The following is a 14,963-nucleotide window of genomic DNA, read 5'->3' as shown; positions in this document are numbered from 1 at the left end:
TGCTTCAGTATTGGATAAAATAAAAAAGGCGGAATAAATTCCGCCTTTTCCTTGTTCTTTATATCCCGTCTGATGTTATCTCGTCAGTGCCAATTGCACATCTAATGTAAATTCATTTTCAATTGCTTTATCGCCCAGGTTGTCAAAGAAACTTCCAGAACCATATTTAATGCCAAATTGCGTACGGTCTACCATAATTTTTGCTGTAGCCATTGTTCCGTTCACCACTGCTTCAAAACTGATAGGTTGAGTAATACCCTTGATGTTCAAATTTGCGTCAACCAGGTAAGTGTTTGCTGCACTGGATCGACCAACTTTAGTGATGTCCAATTTTGCAACCGGAAATCTGCTTGAGCTAAAAAAATCATCGGATTTCAAATGGCCTACTAATTTACCTGCATACTCTCCCCTGAAGGTCTGTACATTCAATAGAGTTCATATCGATTTCAAAACTTCCACCGGACAATGCACCTTTGTTCATTTTAAGTGAACCCGATTTAACTTTAATCATACCCGTGTGTTGTCCGGTAACTTTTTTAGCTAACCAGGTAATCTTACTTTTGGATGCATCCACTTTAACAACCGTGTCGCCAATAAATGCTGAATTCAAAACAAGTAATGCCGTAAGGCTTAGAATAGAGAATAATTTCATAATTTTTAATTTTTAGTTCAATGCTTATAAACTCCATTACAGGGATTATGTTTCATTCCGAAGTGATATTTAAGCTTTTCTTAATTTAGGTTAATAATATAATGAGGATAAATAATCCAGTTCCACAATTGGGTGAAAATGGATTTTCAGTAGTTTAATGGAGTTTTATCTGTACCAATGATTAGTGCAATATGGTTTAGTGCACACCAGAAATTGTATGCTAAAAGCTTATCCTTGGGACTATAAAAGGATTGGCAATAGAATGCCACTTTTTTTTTGCAAATTTGCGTATAATTAGAAACCGATGGCCAGCAACAAACCTCCCGAATACATTCATGGTTTCACTGCAGAAGAACAAGTCAGGCTGATTTACCAGAATCAGGTACTGAGTCCAATGATCTATGCCCACACGGACCTTACCAAATGCAAACGGGTGTTGGAAATTGGCTGTGGGGTTGGTGCCCAAATGATTGAAATCCTTAAGCTGTATCCGGGTATCCATGTCACCGGCCTGGATATTTCTGAAATTCAAATAGCGAAAGCAAAAGAAAATCTGGCCGCATCGGGGTTTGATGAAGCGCAATATGACTTATGGCTCGGCGAACCGGAAGCCATTCCGGAACCTGCTAAGAAGTTTGATGCGGTGATACTTGTCTGGGTGTTGGAACATGTCCCGGATCCCGGAAAATTGCTGGAAGCCTGTAAAAAATACCTTAAAACCCACGCAAGAATCCATCTTACCGAGGTGTACAACCGTTCTTTCGACCTTTACCCTTCAAGACCGTCCATTCGGAATTTCTGGGAAAAAATGAATGATTTCCAAACTCAATGCGGAGGTCAGGGCAACATAGGATTGCAGTTGGGCAATTTATTAAAGGACGCGGGTTACCGCAACATCAGAACCATCTCATGTCCATTATTCTTTGACAAAACCAAGACCCAGCAACGTGGCAGATTCATGGAATATTGGACTTCTCTGATGAAAAGTTGCACGGAGAATATGATCAAACAAGGAATGATCACACGCGAAGAATGGTCACAAGTAGAAAAAGACATGCTGGAGCTTTCAAAAATCCGGACACCATCTTTTACTATTCCTGGATTCAGGCTTCTGCCGTAAAACTCTAAACGCAAGAAATTTCTAAAATACAATCTTACGATCATTCCTCTTGTCGGACCAGCAATACTTTTTGATCATCTAACAAGACATAGCCCTGGTCAAAACAAAAATAATAATGGTTGCCTGTTTTTGTCCTGAACTGATGTGTCATGTATTTAAGATCAAAACCTTTCCGCAAGAGCAATTCCTTGCTCACAGTTCTCTTGCCTTCGGGATTAAGTTCCATAAGAATTTCCCGGTTTGACTTTAGAATCTGCGTAATTTTTTTGATTACAAGGGGTAACTCCGGCTTGTTCTGTTGATGGTAAATTGCCCTGCATCCATCGTTGCAAAATCTTTTATCTCTTCTGCCATGCAAGGGTGATTGACAAATCAGACAAAGACTGGTTGCTGTCTTTAACATAAATTTAGTTTTAGGTGTTCAATAAAATATCAGTGACTACTCTTTGGCCAATCAAAATAAATCAAGCAAGTGTTCAGGCTTAAAGTGTTCTAAATTGCCCACAGTGTTTAAACAAAAATAAGCGCTTCTGACGAATTGAAAAAAGAAATCAAACAATTTTTTAAAAATAGCATCCTACGGAATAAAAACCCGAAGCGCCTTGAATTTATTTAACTCACCGGCCCCGGTCAAAATATAGGTTCCGGTCGACAGGTGGTTTAATTGCATGCTTTCCCCGGGTTCAATTTCAGTTTCAAAAATGGTTTGACCCAACAGGTTTAACACTTTTAATTTTTGCAAAACATCGGTTTGATTTAAAACAATTGATCCGGATACTTTAAATACAAATTCTTCTTTTGGATCACTGACCGCTACACTACCCTTGATTGAAAAAACAAACTCTTCCACCATTTGACCATTTCTGAAATATCTGCAACGACATTCATCGCATATGCCCAATGCAGTCGTACTCATATAGGTCCAGAAATATTGATACCAATAATTTTTATCTGCCACATAATCAAACTGAAATTTCTCTACCCCATTTTGATCCAACCACTCGACAGAAAGCTCATCTCCTTTTCGGACGCCATATTGCAAATTCCAATAGCTTATAGAAGCATCTTTGTTCACATCAAACTTGATTTGATTGTTTTGATGAAATCGAAGGGAATCCAAAGAGGCTACTCCGGACATCAGACCACTCTTCCATACATGGAAACTGCTGTCGTAAGGAACAGGATCTTTCCAGAAATTAAATTGATTGCCGCATGGACCATCAAAAGGATCCACGACTTGTGTGCTGTCATACCATAATTCAAAATGCAAATGCGGGTCAGTGCAATTTCCACTGCAACCCACGGAGGCGATTTTTTGTCCCGGTCTTACTTTGTCCCCGGGTTTCACCAGCAAAGAATTTTTCTTGAGATGTGCATAATAAGAGTGCCAGTTTTCTCCATGCTGTATCACCAGGTAATTTCCAAGGCGTTTGGCAGTATCAGATACCGTTTCTTTATCAAACAGCCCATCAGCAATCGAAGTCACGGTACCGGAGTCCACAGAAAAAACATCCACCACTTTATCCATTTGCTCGAATCCGCTCAAAGCAAAATCAGTACCCTGATGACCTTCATAAGTTTTGTCTAGACATTGCAAATCACGGATACCGGATACAGAATGATCTACATGATTTATGATGATGTAATCCTTGCCATAAATTCCGTGTATTGGATTTTCAAAAAGATTCAATTCGTGAAATTCAAATGCTCCGGGGTCGGGCCAAAATTCCATTTTTCGCGCTTTTGGACTTTTGGTTCAGATCATATTCCCATTCAGGTTTCCAATCCGGATAATTGCGGAAGTCAATTTTGGAATAGTTAAGTGCGGGAGATTGAATGGTCAGATGATAATCTGCTGAGGATGGATTATTAAACAAAAATAATTCCTGGAAACATTTGCAAGATTTCCCTGATCCAGAACATTTGTCGCAAGTCCATTGTATGGTTTGCCGGCACCTGCAAAAACATTGTTGAGAAGCACGAGTTTGTTGGTTTGATCCTTCAGGTTCACAAAATTTCCACTGCCTTTTTCATTGATCAGCGTGTTATGTGACAGAATGATTTCGTGCGATCCCGGATTACTCAGCCCTTCCAGTCCATACGCAATCAAATTACTGTTTTGACTATTGGGTCCCTGCCGAATGGTATTGCCCAAAATAAGTGCCTGCCCTCCGTGTGGAAGATCTATTTCGTAGGAACCATCCGCATTGCCGGTGTTTAATACATTGTACCGGATAATGTTTTGATGAGCCCTGCTTTTAAGAAGATGCCCTACCTTGCTGTCATGGCTGTTGTTGAATTGAAAGGTCAAGGATTTGACATGATTGATGTACAGATTGTGTGATTGACCATCGCCAAAACCATTTCTGGCAAATTCACAGTACTCAATTAGGACATGGCTGTTCACATTGTCTCCGGCGAGAATCCCATCTTCATTGTCATGAAAATAGCATGAGCGCACTACCAGATGAGTGGCTTCCAGCCTGATCCCTGCTCCATTTTTATCCGGCACGCTGCATTCAGAAAATTCGATGTTCTCCACTATGGTGGAATCACCCTGTATCACCCAAATAGCCTTTTGTCCATAAGCCTTCCCCTCAGCCTTCAGATGCGCCTTTCCACCCACTCCGGACAAGTACAGATGATGGGCCCTCCACAAACAAACGTCCTGAGCATAAACACCCGCATCAATTAATACGGTGTCTCCATTTTTAACCAACGAAGCGACGGCGCTAGGTTTTTTATAAAGTTTACCGGGGCCGACAGGCCAGGTGGTGGCGAAATTAGCAGTTGAAAATCCTAAAATAACTAATCCAACAAAGATTGATTTTAACATTTTTGATTTTTAGTAAATGTAGTGATCTGAAATGGAACTTAAATGCAAATTAAGTGTCCCTCCTTTACATCCTCAATTTAGTGCAAATTATTAGCTATCTAAGCCTAAATTTTCAAATGTCACAAAAAATTTAGTTTTATAAAAAATTCAACTTTTGATGAATGTTTATCCAAAGACTTCCGTGGATGGATTTTGTGTTCATACCACAAAAAAAACGTAAGTCTTCAATTAAGCCTTCCCCCATTCCCTCCCTAGGCATAATCTTCCCTATTTTCGCACCATGGATCCGCACATTTTGAGTCTAACCGAAGAAAACTACCTGAAGGCCATTTATACCCTCAGCGAACAGAGTCCGGATTCCAGTACCAGTACCAATGAAGTGGCCCAGTTGATACAATTCAAACCTGGGACAGTAACTGAAACCATTAAAAGGCTTAGTGAAAAAGGTCTCATCGCCTATGAAAAATACCAACCTCTTAAGTTGACCATCATAGGGAAGAGTCTGGCCTTACAGATCATCCGAAAACAAAGGCTTTGGAAAACTTACCTGGTTCGCAAAATGAATTTTGGTTGGGAGGAGATCGGGGAAATGGCGGAGCAGTTGGAACACATCCGCTCCGAAAAATTGGTGGATAAGATTGATGAACTGTTGGGTTATCCCTTGTTTGACCCGCACGGAGACCCTATACCTGACCGAAGGGGTAACATGCGAGGCCGATGTTTTATTTCTCTGGATAAAGCAGTACCAAAAAAGGATTACCGCATCACGGCAGTCAATGACCACAGCGAAAAATTCATTCGCTATATGGACAAACTTGGAATCAGTATTGGAGACCATATTGAAATCGTGGAGGTAGAAGAATACGACGGATCAATGTCCGTAATCATCAACGGGAGTCGGGAATCTTTGATCAACAAGGCAGTGGCAGAGAACATTTTTACCACCTCAGAAATCCATTGTTGTGCTTTCGAAAAAAATTATCAGAACCCTCCTTGCCTCGCACATTGATTTTTGTCCTTGAAGCAGTACAAACACATTTAACACTTGCTTAGAAGAGAAATACCTAAATTTACACTTTGTTGATAGCATGAATTCATACTTAAGACTTTTCTTATTAATTACCCTGCTGGAAACCTATTCAGAACGCGTGGTTGGGGCTCACATCATCGGAGGTGAGATGTATTATCAGTGTATGGGCTATTCTAGCAATGGACTTGATTCAACAAAAAGGACTTATAACATCATCATTAAGCTTTACAGGGATTGTCGTCCACAGCAGAATTCTGCCAATTTTGACCAGCCTCTTGGTTTCACGATTTACCGGAAAAATGCGAACGGCTATACCAACGCCCTTGGTCCCAATCGGGAATACAGTATTCCCAGACTCACCCTTGGGCCTAATTTCATCGAACCACCCGAATATCCTTGCCTCATCCTTCCTCCTGATATTTGTGTGGAAAGCGGAACCTATGTCTATACGGTTGATCTTCCCATAATAAACGAAGAATACGTCATCGTATGGCAAAGATGTTGTCGTAACAATACCATAACAAACATTCAGGCTCCGGAAGCTACCGGTGCAACTTTTACCATCAGCATCCATCCGGAAGCGCAAAGGACCTGTAACAGTAGCCCCGTTTTTAACAACTTTCCGCCTACCGTCGTTTGTGTCAACAATCCACTGAAATTTGATCACTCGGCTTATGATAAAGAAGGCGATCTGCTGGTATACAGTTTTTGTGAACCCCTTGCAGGTGGCGGTCGCGGGGGTGGTGGCGGCAATTGCAATTCCGTGACACCTACGCCTGATTGCCCTCCTCCTTTTACCCCGGTAGCATTCAGAGCACCGCAATACACTTATCTTTTTCCGATGGGCGGAAATCCACCCGTGACCATTAACTCTCTTACCGGTCAAATTACCGGCGAACCAAATACCATCGGACAATACGTAGTGAGTGTTTGTGTATCCGAATACAGAAATGGCGTGCTCTTGTCCACTTTAAGAAGGGATTTCCAATTTAATGTAGCCAGTTGTCAGGGAACAGTAGTAGCCAGATTGAACAATGGAGTGGAGGTACGTAAGAAAAATTATGAAATCCTCCTCTGCAACAGTACCCAATTGCAAATGAGCAACGGCAGCTATCAGCAACAATTTATCAACAATACCGTCTGGGAATATGAGAACGGTGGAATCATGGAAACATACAACGGATGGCATCCATTGATTGACTTCAAAGAAGGTGGGCTTCATAATGGAAGATTTATTCTAAACCCCGGAACCAATTGCAGCGACACCGTTCAATTTCAGGTAAATGTCATTCCTCCCATTCAGCCGGACTTCAGCGTAAACTTTGACAGTTGCAAGGCCGGACCGGTTGAATTCAAAGATCTGAGTACTTCTGCATACAGCACCATCAACAATTGGAATTGGGATTTTGGTGATGGTTTCAAAGGATTTACAAAAGATTATACTTTGCAATACATACATCCTGACCGATATACTGTTTACCTGGAAATCGCAGATAATTTTGGTTGTAAAAACAAGACCCAAAAAGGAATTGTCTGGCAACCCGCACCTGATGTAGTTATCTTCGAACCCAGTATCCGTGAAGGTTGTGTACCACTCGAAGTTCAATTCAAAAACATCTCCTTCCCAACGGACAACAGTTATAAGTTTAATTGGATTTTTAGCGACAGTACCAAAGCAAGTGGATTCTCGGTAAAAAAAGTATTTGACTCCATCGGCAGCTATAATCTAAAGCTTCAGGTAACCTCACCATTGGGTTGCTTCAATGAAGCGGCTTTCAACAATGTGGTAAATGTATTCCCTCCTCCTATTGCTATGGGATCTATAGACAAAACACTTTTAAATATTAAAAATCCGGTCCTTCGGATGGAAGACAAAACACAGAATACCGTTGGTAGATCTTGGATCATTGATGGTTCAAAATATTATTTTGACAAAGATCTTGATTACACTTTTGCCGATACCGGAATTCACCACATCAGGTTGATCGTTAATGACCGTTTTTATGCACCGACACCGTGGACTTCGAACTGTTTATTTTTAGGGACTTTTCCTTGTTTATGCCCAATGCATTTACCCCTAACGGTGATGGACTGAACGAAGAATTTCTGCCGGTTGGTGAAATTCATTCTTTAGATTATTTCTCCCTCAAAATTTTTGATCGTTGGGGAGGATTATTATTCGAATCCAATGATCCAAACAAAGGCTGGAACGGAAAATACAACAATACGGGTAAAGATATTCCCGGAGGTGCTTATGTCTACGAACTCAAATACAGACAAAGCAGAAAAGAAGGCAGGATAGAAAAAAAGATGGTGACGCTGATCAGATAATGAGGAAGTGCCGAAGGTGGGACTCGAACCCACACGCCCTTTCGGGCACACGCCCCTGAAACGTGCATGTCTACCAATTTCACCACTTCGGCAATAAAACGGAGGCTGCAAATATAATCGATTCAGGGAAAATGTGACCATCACCACAAGTATTAATGTCGAAAGTGTCACGCCTCGGCAAATATTTTTTATGAATAATTTTTAAAATGATTGGCTTGTTAAAATTGATTTAGTATAATTGCATACTAAACACCCCTATATGAAAAACCCACATTACTCTTTTATCTTCTATTTGTTATTTTTATCATTGATTCAGCATGCTTGTGTGAACAATGAATACACTTGTCCACGGAATACCCCCACGCTAATTTTCCATGGATATCAACCTGCAGAGATTGACTCGGTGGTGTTTAATGGATTCACAAAGGGTTCAGGTTTCCAGACACTTGAAAAAAAAATCAGCAGCCTTAACAAGGAGGTTTCTTCTTACCGAAACCATGATACCCTCTATGTGGAATTTCCCGAATATCCAATGTCCGATAGTTTCGATTGGGAAATCAAATTAATTCCAGTCAGTCAGTCATTCCGATTTACTGATATAAAATATCAGAAAAATACTTGTGGCTGCAAAGGTTTGTTGGCTTGGGATTGTTACAATTTTGGCAATAGTTTATTCAGCGAAGCAAACATCGACGGTATCAAATACCAATGGAAGAATCAACCAATAGATTACAAAATAAGTCTTTACCGCAAGTAATTCTAAGTTTACCTATTTGATAGATTGATCCCCTTTTTGATTTTATGACCTGTTGCCAAGGAAATTCACAGAAGAAAATGGATGAGAAAAAATTTTCGGCTTTAAAGATAAATCCGCTATAAAATCAACTCCTGCAACTATTCTATGAAACCAAGCGTTCCCATATACAGCAGACTGTTTCATGGTCTGCTGTCAAAATCAATTTCAGATGAGTAAGGACAAAGGAACTAAAAACGTAAAAAAAGCCCCGGCGGATAAATCCAAAGGCAAATCTGTTTCCAGCTATAAGTCTGAAAGCAAAAGTTCGCAAACCAGTAATTCAGTTGTGAATGCATTCAGCCCTAAGGCGGAGAAGAATACAACGGGGAAGAAGTAATTTTGATTGGCTTTAAATAAGTGGACCCCTTGAAGTTAGAGGTGTACGCTTTTTTTCTAATGTGCGTTATGTTTTTTTTTGGAGAAAATTTGTCGGATGCAGATTTTAGGTATCTACGTCGATGTTTTTTCAGCCGATATGGCTTAGATAAAAAACCATCGGATTTTATGTAGATAGTACTCCGATTTATATTCAAAAATAATTGCCTCTCTGATTTCATGGCTTAACTTTGTCCGATGAGTGGACAATTATTTCAAGATCTCAAACACTCCTTTCTATCTGCAGCGAATCCTACCAGGGCAAAGGGCATGGAGGCTTATATGCGCCATCAGTTCGTATATTTTGGCATAGCTTCACCTATACGTAAAGAATTAGAACGAAAAGTATTTGCCAATTACAACAAATATGATTTTCCAACTGTAGAAGAATTTGTACTCAGTTGCTGGGCGGAAGACCAAAGAGAATGGAAGTACGCTGCCCTGGATTACACACAGAAATTTCAGAACAAACTTGGTTTAGAGGTTCTACCTCTTTTTGAAGAACTGATCGGGGATCAGTCCTGGTGGGATACGGTGGATTGTATAGCGCCCAACATCCTTGGCAAAATGTTACTAAAACATCCAACTGTTTTTAGAGAAAAATCTCTTCAGTGGATTGAAAGCGATAATTTCTGGTATCAACGGGCGGCCATCATTCTGCAATTGTTTTACCGCGACAAAACGGATTTCAACCTGATGCAAAGACTCATTTTAAAACACGCCGACAGTAAGGAATTTTTCATTCAAAAAGCATCCGGATGGGCGCTACGGCAATATTCCAAAACCAATCCACGTGCAGTCAGAAAATTTATTGAAACCAATGCACTTTCTTCACTTACCAGAAGAGAAGGGCTCCGGTTGTTGGAGAAATAAAATTTAATTTTAATTTTATCGGAACATTTTACCGGATTGAAAATTTAAAAGCCACAACTAAAATCTAAAACTGATCATTGGACCCAACTCCTAAAAATATGAAACTGGAACATAAGAAAGAGGACGTCATCAATATGCCCAATTTCTACTTAAGACTTTGGCGATATAATTTGTTTGCCCTGAGCTTGATTACTTTTTCCATGGCATTGGGAACGTTTGGCTATCATTTTATTTGCCATCTCTCCTGGCTGGATGGTTTCCACATGTCCGCCATGATTCTCACCGGAATGGGACCAGTTGCAGAAATGACCACCGTAGCATCCAAGTTATTTTCTTCCTTTTATGCTTTATACAGTGGCGTAGCCTTCCTAAGTATTACTGCCGTGTTTTTTGCCCCAATCATTCACAGGTTGTTGCACATCTTGCACGTCGAGAAAGATTAATTTTATAAAGATCTGCATTAGCTGTAATAAAAAAAGCCCCGCAAGATTTGCAGGGCTTTTTTATGATTTATATCTTGCTAATCTTTGAGCAAGCTAAAATTCTTAGCATCATTGACTTTAAAAGTATAGGACCTTGTACACAATTCATGCACATAAACATCATACCCTTCAATTACTCCTGTTACCCTCAATCTTTTATTTTGGGCATCCTTAGCATTGGCATACACTTCCGGCGGAACACTTTCTCCAAATTCGATTTTAACCGTATAATCAAAATTGTCCGGATCTCTTACGAACAACGCTGCCCCACCCTGAAGAATATTATTATTCCGCAATTCAACTTCAAGCGTCATGGTCTTTCCTTCACAAGGCATTACCTTGCCGCAAGGACCCTTGCAATCCGGACGTGTAGTTAGATTGCTTACACCCTTAATGGTGTTGTTGGTTCCACCACAAGCAATGAGGAATGCGACGGAACATAAGACGATGAGTTTTTTCATATCTATTTTTATCTAAAATTATTTTCCTAATAGTTCATTCGTAAGTCTCTCTGCGCGGTATATATATTTAAGCGCAGCAACCATACCGCCTGCATGCACACATACTGCCCTGTTGGAAGTTTCATCATAGATAAAACTACCCGGAAGCGATTCAATATTTCCATCAAAAATCAAACCCACAGCCTCTTTATTACGGTTGACAATCGGAGAACCGGAGTTACCACCTATGATGTCGTTAGTAGAAACAAAATTCATCGGTGCTTTCAACAATTCCACCGGTGGATTTTGCCATTTAGATGGCAAAGCATATGGTGCTTGCTCATTGTAAGAATAATAGCGATCGTATAATCCATAAAAGGTGGTTTTGTATGGCGCGATCGTTCCATTGTATTTGTATCCGGATACTTTTCCATCCGATAACCTTAAAGTAAATGTAGCATCGGGTGGAAGATTATTCCCTTTAACACCAAACACTGCATTGGCAATTTTAGCCTCCAATGCTCTTCTTCGAGGGGTACTGGATTGAAATGCAGTTACTGCATCATTGTATTTAGGTACAATAATTCTTGCCGCATCCAGAATAGGATCCTCAAACTTTTTAAATTTTGCTGGATCTTTTGCCAAAATTTTTTCAAGTTTTTCCAAATCCGTAAAATCAGTTTTCTTAAGCATTTTATCCGTTCTGGCTTCCGGGGTTTTTCCATCCAGAATTTTGTCGATAAATTTATTTTCCGGATGTTCATATTTCTGTAACTCCATCAGGTAGGTAGCAAAATATTCCTTCTCTTTATCCTGATCAATTACTTTCACCAAATCTTTAATGCCCATTCTGAGTTTATCCAAAGCTGCTGCATTATTAGGCATTTCCAAGGTCTTTTCATATTTGCCCAAAGCAAAAAGTAGATTTACTATATTTCCTTTGATGCCTCCTGGACCCGCCAAAGTGACAACAGCAGCATGTTTCTTCAAGCCATCTACCGCCTTACCCAATTCATCCCAATAGTCTTCGCCTTTTAATTTTGTTTTCTTCCTGATTTCATCTTCCATTTTTTTCTTCCTGGCCATCAGATCCGGATTTCTAAGTCCCCCATAAATTCCCTGAAAAACCTTCTGGCTGTTGGCCAATCCAAAAATTTCATTTTTCAAATCCACACTTGGCGCAGATGCATATTCCTTCTCTAAAAGTTTTATGCGGTTGGTAAACATTTCATATTGCAGATTGTAACGATAGTCCCGGTCATATTCCAATTGTTTGGTGGTCCTGTATCGCTCAGTAGTCCCCGGATTTCCAATGACAAACACCGGCTCTCCTTCTTTTACCCCATCCACATTGAATTTAAAATAATTTGCACTGGAGTTGACAGGATTGCCATTCTCGTCGTATGCGCGCCAAAAAGTACAATCGAGCGTATATCTTGGAAAGGTGAAATTGTCCGGATCTCCTCCAAAGAAACCTAGATCCGTCTCAGGAATCATTACCAACCGAATATCATTGTATCTTTTGTATCCGTAGATGCTGAATCTACCTCCACTGTAAAAAGTAACGGTCTGCAACCGTAATCCTTTCCATCCGTCCATTTGCTGATACTCCCGAGTTACCTGAGCGAGTGCGCTGTCCTGAAAAAGTTTTCGCTCTGTGTCATCTTTCGCCTTTTCCATCATTTTAAGTACCCGGTCGGAAATGTCCGCAGCCATGATCATTTGCTCGACAAACAGACCTTCGGATTTACGCTCATCTGCCATCGTAGCTGCGTAAAATCCATTCTTGTCAAAATCTTCCCCTTCTTTCTGTAGTTGAGGGGCCACATCACGCGAACAGTGGTGATTGGTCATGATCAAGCCGTTGGGCGAAACAAAAGAAGCGGAGCACCAACTTGCAAATCTTAAGGAAGACTTGCGCACATCATCAAACCATTTATCATCCGGAGTAAAATTATATGCCTCCTTAAACCAATCCTTTGGCGGATTTTCAAATGTCCACATCTTTCCAAAATCGAATCTTTTTGGGGTAGACATGTCTTCCTGAGCGGTCAGGTTAAAACTGACGATCAATAACAGGGAATAAAAAACTTTCTTCATGACCAATATATTTTTAAAAATTCGTGCAAAGATAAACTAACGCGAACAAAGCAAATTAAATTTTGGGATAGAGGACTTTTTCAAGGGTGCTGATGGTCAGAGGATGGTAAATTTTCTTGGATCGTTGAAAAATTTCCCTGGACTGTTGTCCCAATCCCTTTTCTACAAGGGCTTCATACAATGGCGTGAGAAATTTTCTTCTACCCACTGAGCCTAAGAATCGCTCTAACTCATTCAAATATTTTGCCCCCATCCCGGATTTAATAATAAAAAGCAACCAGGCATGCGCGATTTCAGAATTACCGGATCCGGAAAGCTTAAAAGCTGCATCAAGGTTCTTTATACGGGTTTCATTCTTATCCAGGGGTAACATTCTGATAAAATGAAGCCACTCATGGGTGGACCATGATTCGCTGCCCAGGCTGATTGGATCATTGGTTTTCAAAAATGAGGTGAGCTTTCTCTCCACAGTCTCAAAATTGCTGTTGTCCCACCCTGGTTTGAAAGAAATTAATCCGGGCTCATAGACCCATTTTTGGATGGTATCCCTTAAATCTTTAGGAATGGACGGAAATGCCTGATCGAAAAACTTCAAAAATCCTTCGGAAGTGTTGGATTTGAATTGGAAGGCGTCAAAATAAGATTTCAAAAACGGATCCCAGCGATCCCTCCCCAATCTCTCTTCCAAAAAGCGCAGGAGTAACTTACCCTTTTCATAAGCTATATCGCTGAGTGCCTCTTCAGGATCTATATCTTTCAAATTTAATTTGAGTCGGGTAAAAGGGCTGGTATCCCCCATTTCATGCATGGTTTTTTGCAAATCCTGGTAACCGAGCAGACTCAACATATCTGCATACGGCTTACCGTACAAAGACTCCATGATGCGGCTTTCAAAATAAGTGGTAAAACCCTCATTCAACCAAAAATCTTCCCAGGTAGCGTTGGTCACCAGATTCCCTGACCAGGAATGTGCCAGCTCATGTGCCAATAAAGAGGTGAGCGATCGGTCTCCTGCAATGACTGTAGGGGTCAAAAATGTAAGTCTGGGATTCTCCATGCCCCCAAAAGGAAATCCTGTCGGAAGAACAATGACATCATATCTGCCCCAGGGATAAGGACCGTACAGTTTTTCTGCAGATTCGACCATTTTCTCCAAATCTTCAAATTCATAAGCTGCTTTATGGATAATTTCTGCTTCTGCATACACGCCGGTACGCTTACCTAAGGGTAAAAATTTAAAATCCCCCACTGCCAGGGCCATCAAATAGGCTGGCACCGGTTTATCCATTTTAAAGGAATAGATTCCACTGCTGTCAACAATTTGGCTATTTTCTGCACTCATTACGGCCATCATTCCTTTGGGAACTTTCACCTTTGCAGTATAGCTGAATCTGATACCCGGTCCATCCTGACACGGAATCCAGCTACGCGCATAAATGGATTGGCTTTGCGTAAACAGGAATGGAAACTTGTGTGAATAAGTAAAGTTAGAATCAAGCCATTGAAGAGCCATCGCGTCTTTGTTGGTAGAATAATGCAGATGTACTTTTCTGGTGTCGGGTTTTATGATGATTTCAATGGAGCTTCCAAGCAGGGTATCAGAATCCGGACTTGTAAATCCAATTGGTTGCTTCCGGCCCTGTTCATCTTCAATCTCCACCTTGCTGATGGTGAGCCCCAGATTATCAAAAATAATCCTGTGTGCATTTTGATGTGAAATGGTGTAAGAGGCCACCCCGATTATTTGCTGCAACTCAAAATCACACGCTATGTCCAAATCCAAATGAACAGTCCTGGCTTCATCCGGTCGGGAAAAACTATGTGGATCCGGTCTGGAGGTGGAATCTTTGATTTTTGCCGGTTGTACCTCTTTGCAGCCCAAACACAAAAGCAAAATAAATAACTGATACTTCATTACTGAGACTAAA

Annotated in this window: 14 protein-coding genes, 1 tRNA gene and 1 pseudogene; 8 read left to right on the top strand and 8 right to left on the bottom strand. The window is 40.6% G+C overall.

What is annotated here, in order from left to right; translation table 11 throughout:
* Positions 1 to 75 precede the first annotated feature (75 nt).
* Positions 76 to 652: pseudogene (locus IPJ83_08940) on the bottom strand (YceI family protein).
* 304 nt (positions 653 to 956) lie between these two features.
* On the opposite strand from IPJ83_08940, the gene IPJ83_08935 reads away from it, so the two are divergent.
* Positions 957 to 1,772, top strand: a complete 816-nt coding sequence (locus IPJ83_08935) for a class I SAM-dependent methyltransferase (GenBank protein ID MBK7880662.1) — start codon at positions 957 to 959, stop codon at positions 1,770 to 1,772.
* A 40-nt stretch (positions 1,773 to 1,812) separates the two neighbouring features.
* Here the strand turns inward: IPJ83_08935 and IPJ83_08930 are convergent, their stop codons facing one another.
* The 3 genes from IPJ83_08930 to IPJ83_08920 all read right to left on the bottom strand — a co-directional run bounded on the left by IPJ83_08930 (position 1,813) and on the right by IPJ83_08920 (position 4,608).
* The gene (locus tag IPJ83_08930; GenBank protein ID MBK7880661.1) at positions 1,813 to 2,175 is read right to left on the bottom strand and encodes a hypothetical protein; all 363 of its coding nucleotides are present in this window, start codon (positions 2,173 to 2,175) and stop codon (positions 1,813 to 1,815) included.
* Between the two features lie 174 nt (positions 2,176 to 2,349).
* Entirely contained in the window at positions 2,350 to 3,504 is a 1,155-nt protein-coding gene (locus IPJ83_08925; GenBank protein ID MBK7880660.1) for a peptidoglycan DD-metalloendopeptidase family protein, read from the bottom strand.
* A gap of 108 nt (positions 3,505 to 3,612) precedes the next feature.
* Positions 3,613 to 4,608 carry a right-handed parallel beta-helix repeat-containing protein gene (locus IPJ83_08920; protein ID MBK7880659.1) on the bottom strand — a complete coding sequence of 332 codons (996 nt, stop codon included), beginning with the start codon at positions 4,606 to 4,608 and terminating at the stop codon, positions 3,613 to 3,615.
* Positions 4,609 to 4,888: 280 nt separating this feature from the next.
* On the opposite strand from IPJ83_08920, the gene IPJ83_08915 reads away from it, so the two are divergent.
* From IPJ83_08915 to IPJ83_08905, 3 genes are all read left to right on the top strand, one after another.
* Positions 4,889 to 5,617, top strand: a complete 729-nt coding sequence (locus tag IPJ83_08915) for a metal-dependent transcriptional regulator (protein ID MBK7880658.1) — start codon at positions 4,889 to 4,891, stop codon at positions 5,615 to 5,617.
* Positions 5,618 to 5,696: 79 nt separating this feature from the next.
* A complete protein-coding gene (locus tag IPJ83_08910; GenBank protein MBK7880657.1) occupies positions 5,697 to 7,733 on the top strand; it encodes a hypothetical protein in 2,037 nt (678 codons plus the stop codon).
* Complete coding sequence (locus IPJ83_08905; protein ID MBK7880656.1) at positions 7,697 to 7,969, top strand: gliding motility-associated C-terminal domain-containing protein; 273 nt, start codon at positions 7,697 to 7,699, stop codon at positions 7,967 to 7,969. The genes IPJ83_08910 and IPJ83_08905 overlap by 37 nt, the downstream gene beginning before the upstream one ends.
* An 8-nt stretch (positions 7,970 to 7,977) precedes the next feature.
* Here the strand turns inward: IPJ83_08905 and IPJ83_08900 are convergent.
* Positions 7,978 to 8,061, bottom strand: a tRNA-Leu gene (locus IPJ83_08900).
* A gap of 167 nt (positions 8,062 to 8,228) precedes the next feature.
* Between IPJ83_08900 and IPJ83_08895 the strand changes: the two genes are divergently transcribed.
* The 4 genes from IPJ83_08895 to IPJ83_08880 all read left to right on the top strand — a co-directional run bounded on the left by IPJ83_08895 (position 8,229) and on the right by IPJ83_08880 (position 10,456).
* Positions 8,229 to 8,726, top strand: coding sequence for a hypothetical protein (locus tag IPJ83_08895; GenBank protein ID MBK7880655.1), 498 nt, complete (start codon positions 8,229 to 8,231; stop codon positions 8,724 to 8,726).
* A gap of 208 nt (positions 8,727 to 8,934) precedes the next feature.
* The gene (locus IPJ83_08890; protein ID MBK7880654.1) at positions 8,935 to 9,102 is read left to right on the top strand and encodes a hypothetical protein; all 168 of its coding nucleotides are present in this window, start codon (positions 8,935 to 8,937) and stop codon (positions 9,100 to 9,102) included.
* A 236-nt stretch (positions 9,103 to 9,338) separates the two neighbouring features.
* Positions 9,339 to 10,013, top strand: a complete 675-nt coding sequence (locus IPJ83_08885) for a DNA alkylation repair protein (protein ID MBK7880653.1) — start codon at positions 9,339 to 9,341, stop codon at positions 10,011 to 10,013.
* Between the two features lie 98 nt (positions 10,014 to 10,111).
* Positions 10,112 to 10,456: a hypothetical protein gene (locus IPJ83_08880; GenBank protein MBK7880652.1), complete on the top strand. Its 345-nt coding sequence runs from the start codon at positions 10,112 to 10,114 to the stop codon at positions 10,454 to 10,456.
* Positions 10,457 to 10,533: 77 nt separating this feature from the next.
* On the opposite strand, the gene IPJ83_08875 is transcribed toward IPJ83_08880, so the two are convergent.
* Genes IPJ83_08875 through IPJ83_08865 form a run of 3 tightly spaced genes read right to left on the bottom strand, consistent with a single transcriptional unit; the run spans position 10,534 to position 14,950 of the window.
* Positions 10,534 to 10,956 (bottom strand): hypothetical protein, encoded by a 423-nt coding sequence (locus IPJ83_08875; GenBank protein MBK7880651.1) that lies wholly within the window; start codon positions 10,954 to 10,956, stop codon positions 10,534 to 10,536.
* Positions 10,957 to 10,974: 18 nt separating this feature from the next.
* Entirely contained in the window at positions 10,975 to 13,035 is a 2,061-nt protein-coding gene (locus IPJ83_08870; GenBank protein MBK7880650.1) for a S46 family peptidase, read from the bottom strand.
* 55 nt (positions 13,036 to 13,090) lie between these two features.
* Positions 13,091 to 14,950: a M1 family metallopeptidase gene (locus IPJ83_08865; GenBank protein ID MBK7880649.1), complete on the bottom strand. Its 1,860-nt coding sequence runs from the start codon at positions 14,948 to 14,950 to the stop codon at positions 13,091 to 13,093.
* Positions 14,951 to 14,963: the final 13 nt, after the last annotated feature.

This window comes from Candidatus Vicinibacter proximus (assembly GCA_016713905.1).
Lineage (GTDB): Bacteria > Bacteroidota > Bacteroidia > Chitinophagales > Saprospiraceae > Vicinibacter > Vicinibacter proximus.
The sequence above is the reverse complement of the archived record's forward strand: the minus strand, read 5'-3'. Positions and strand labels throughout refer to the sequence as shown.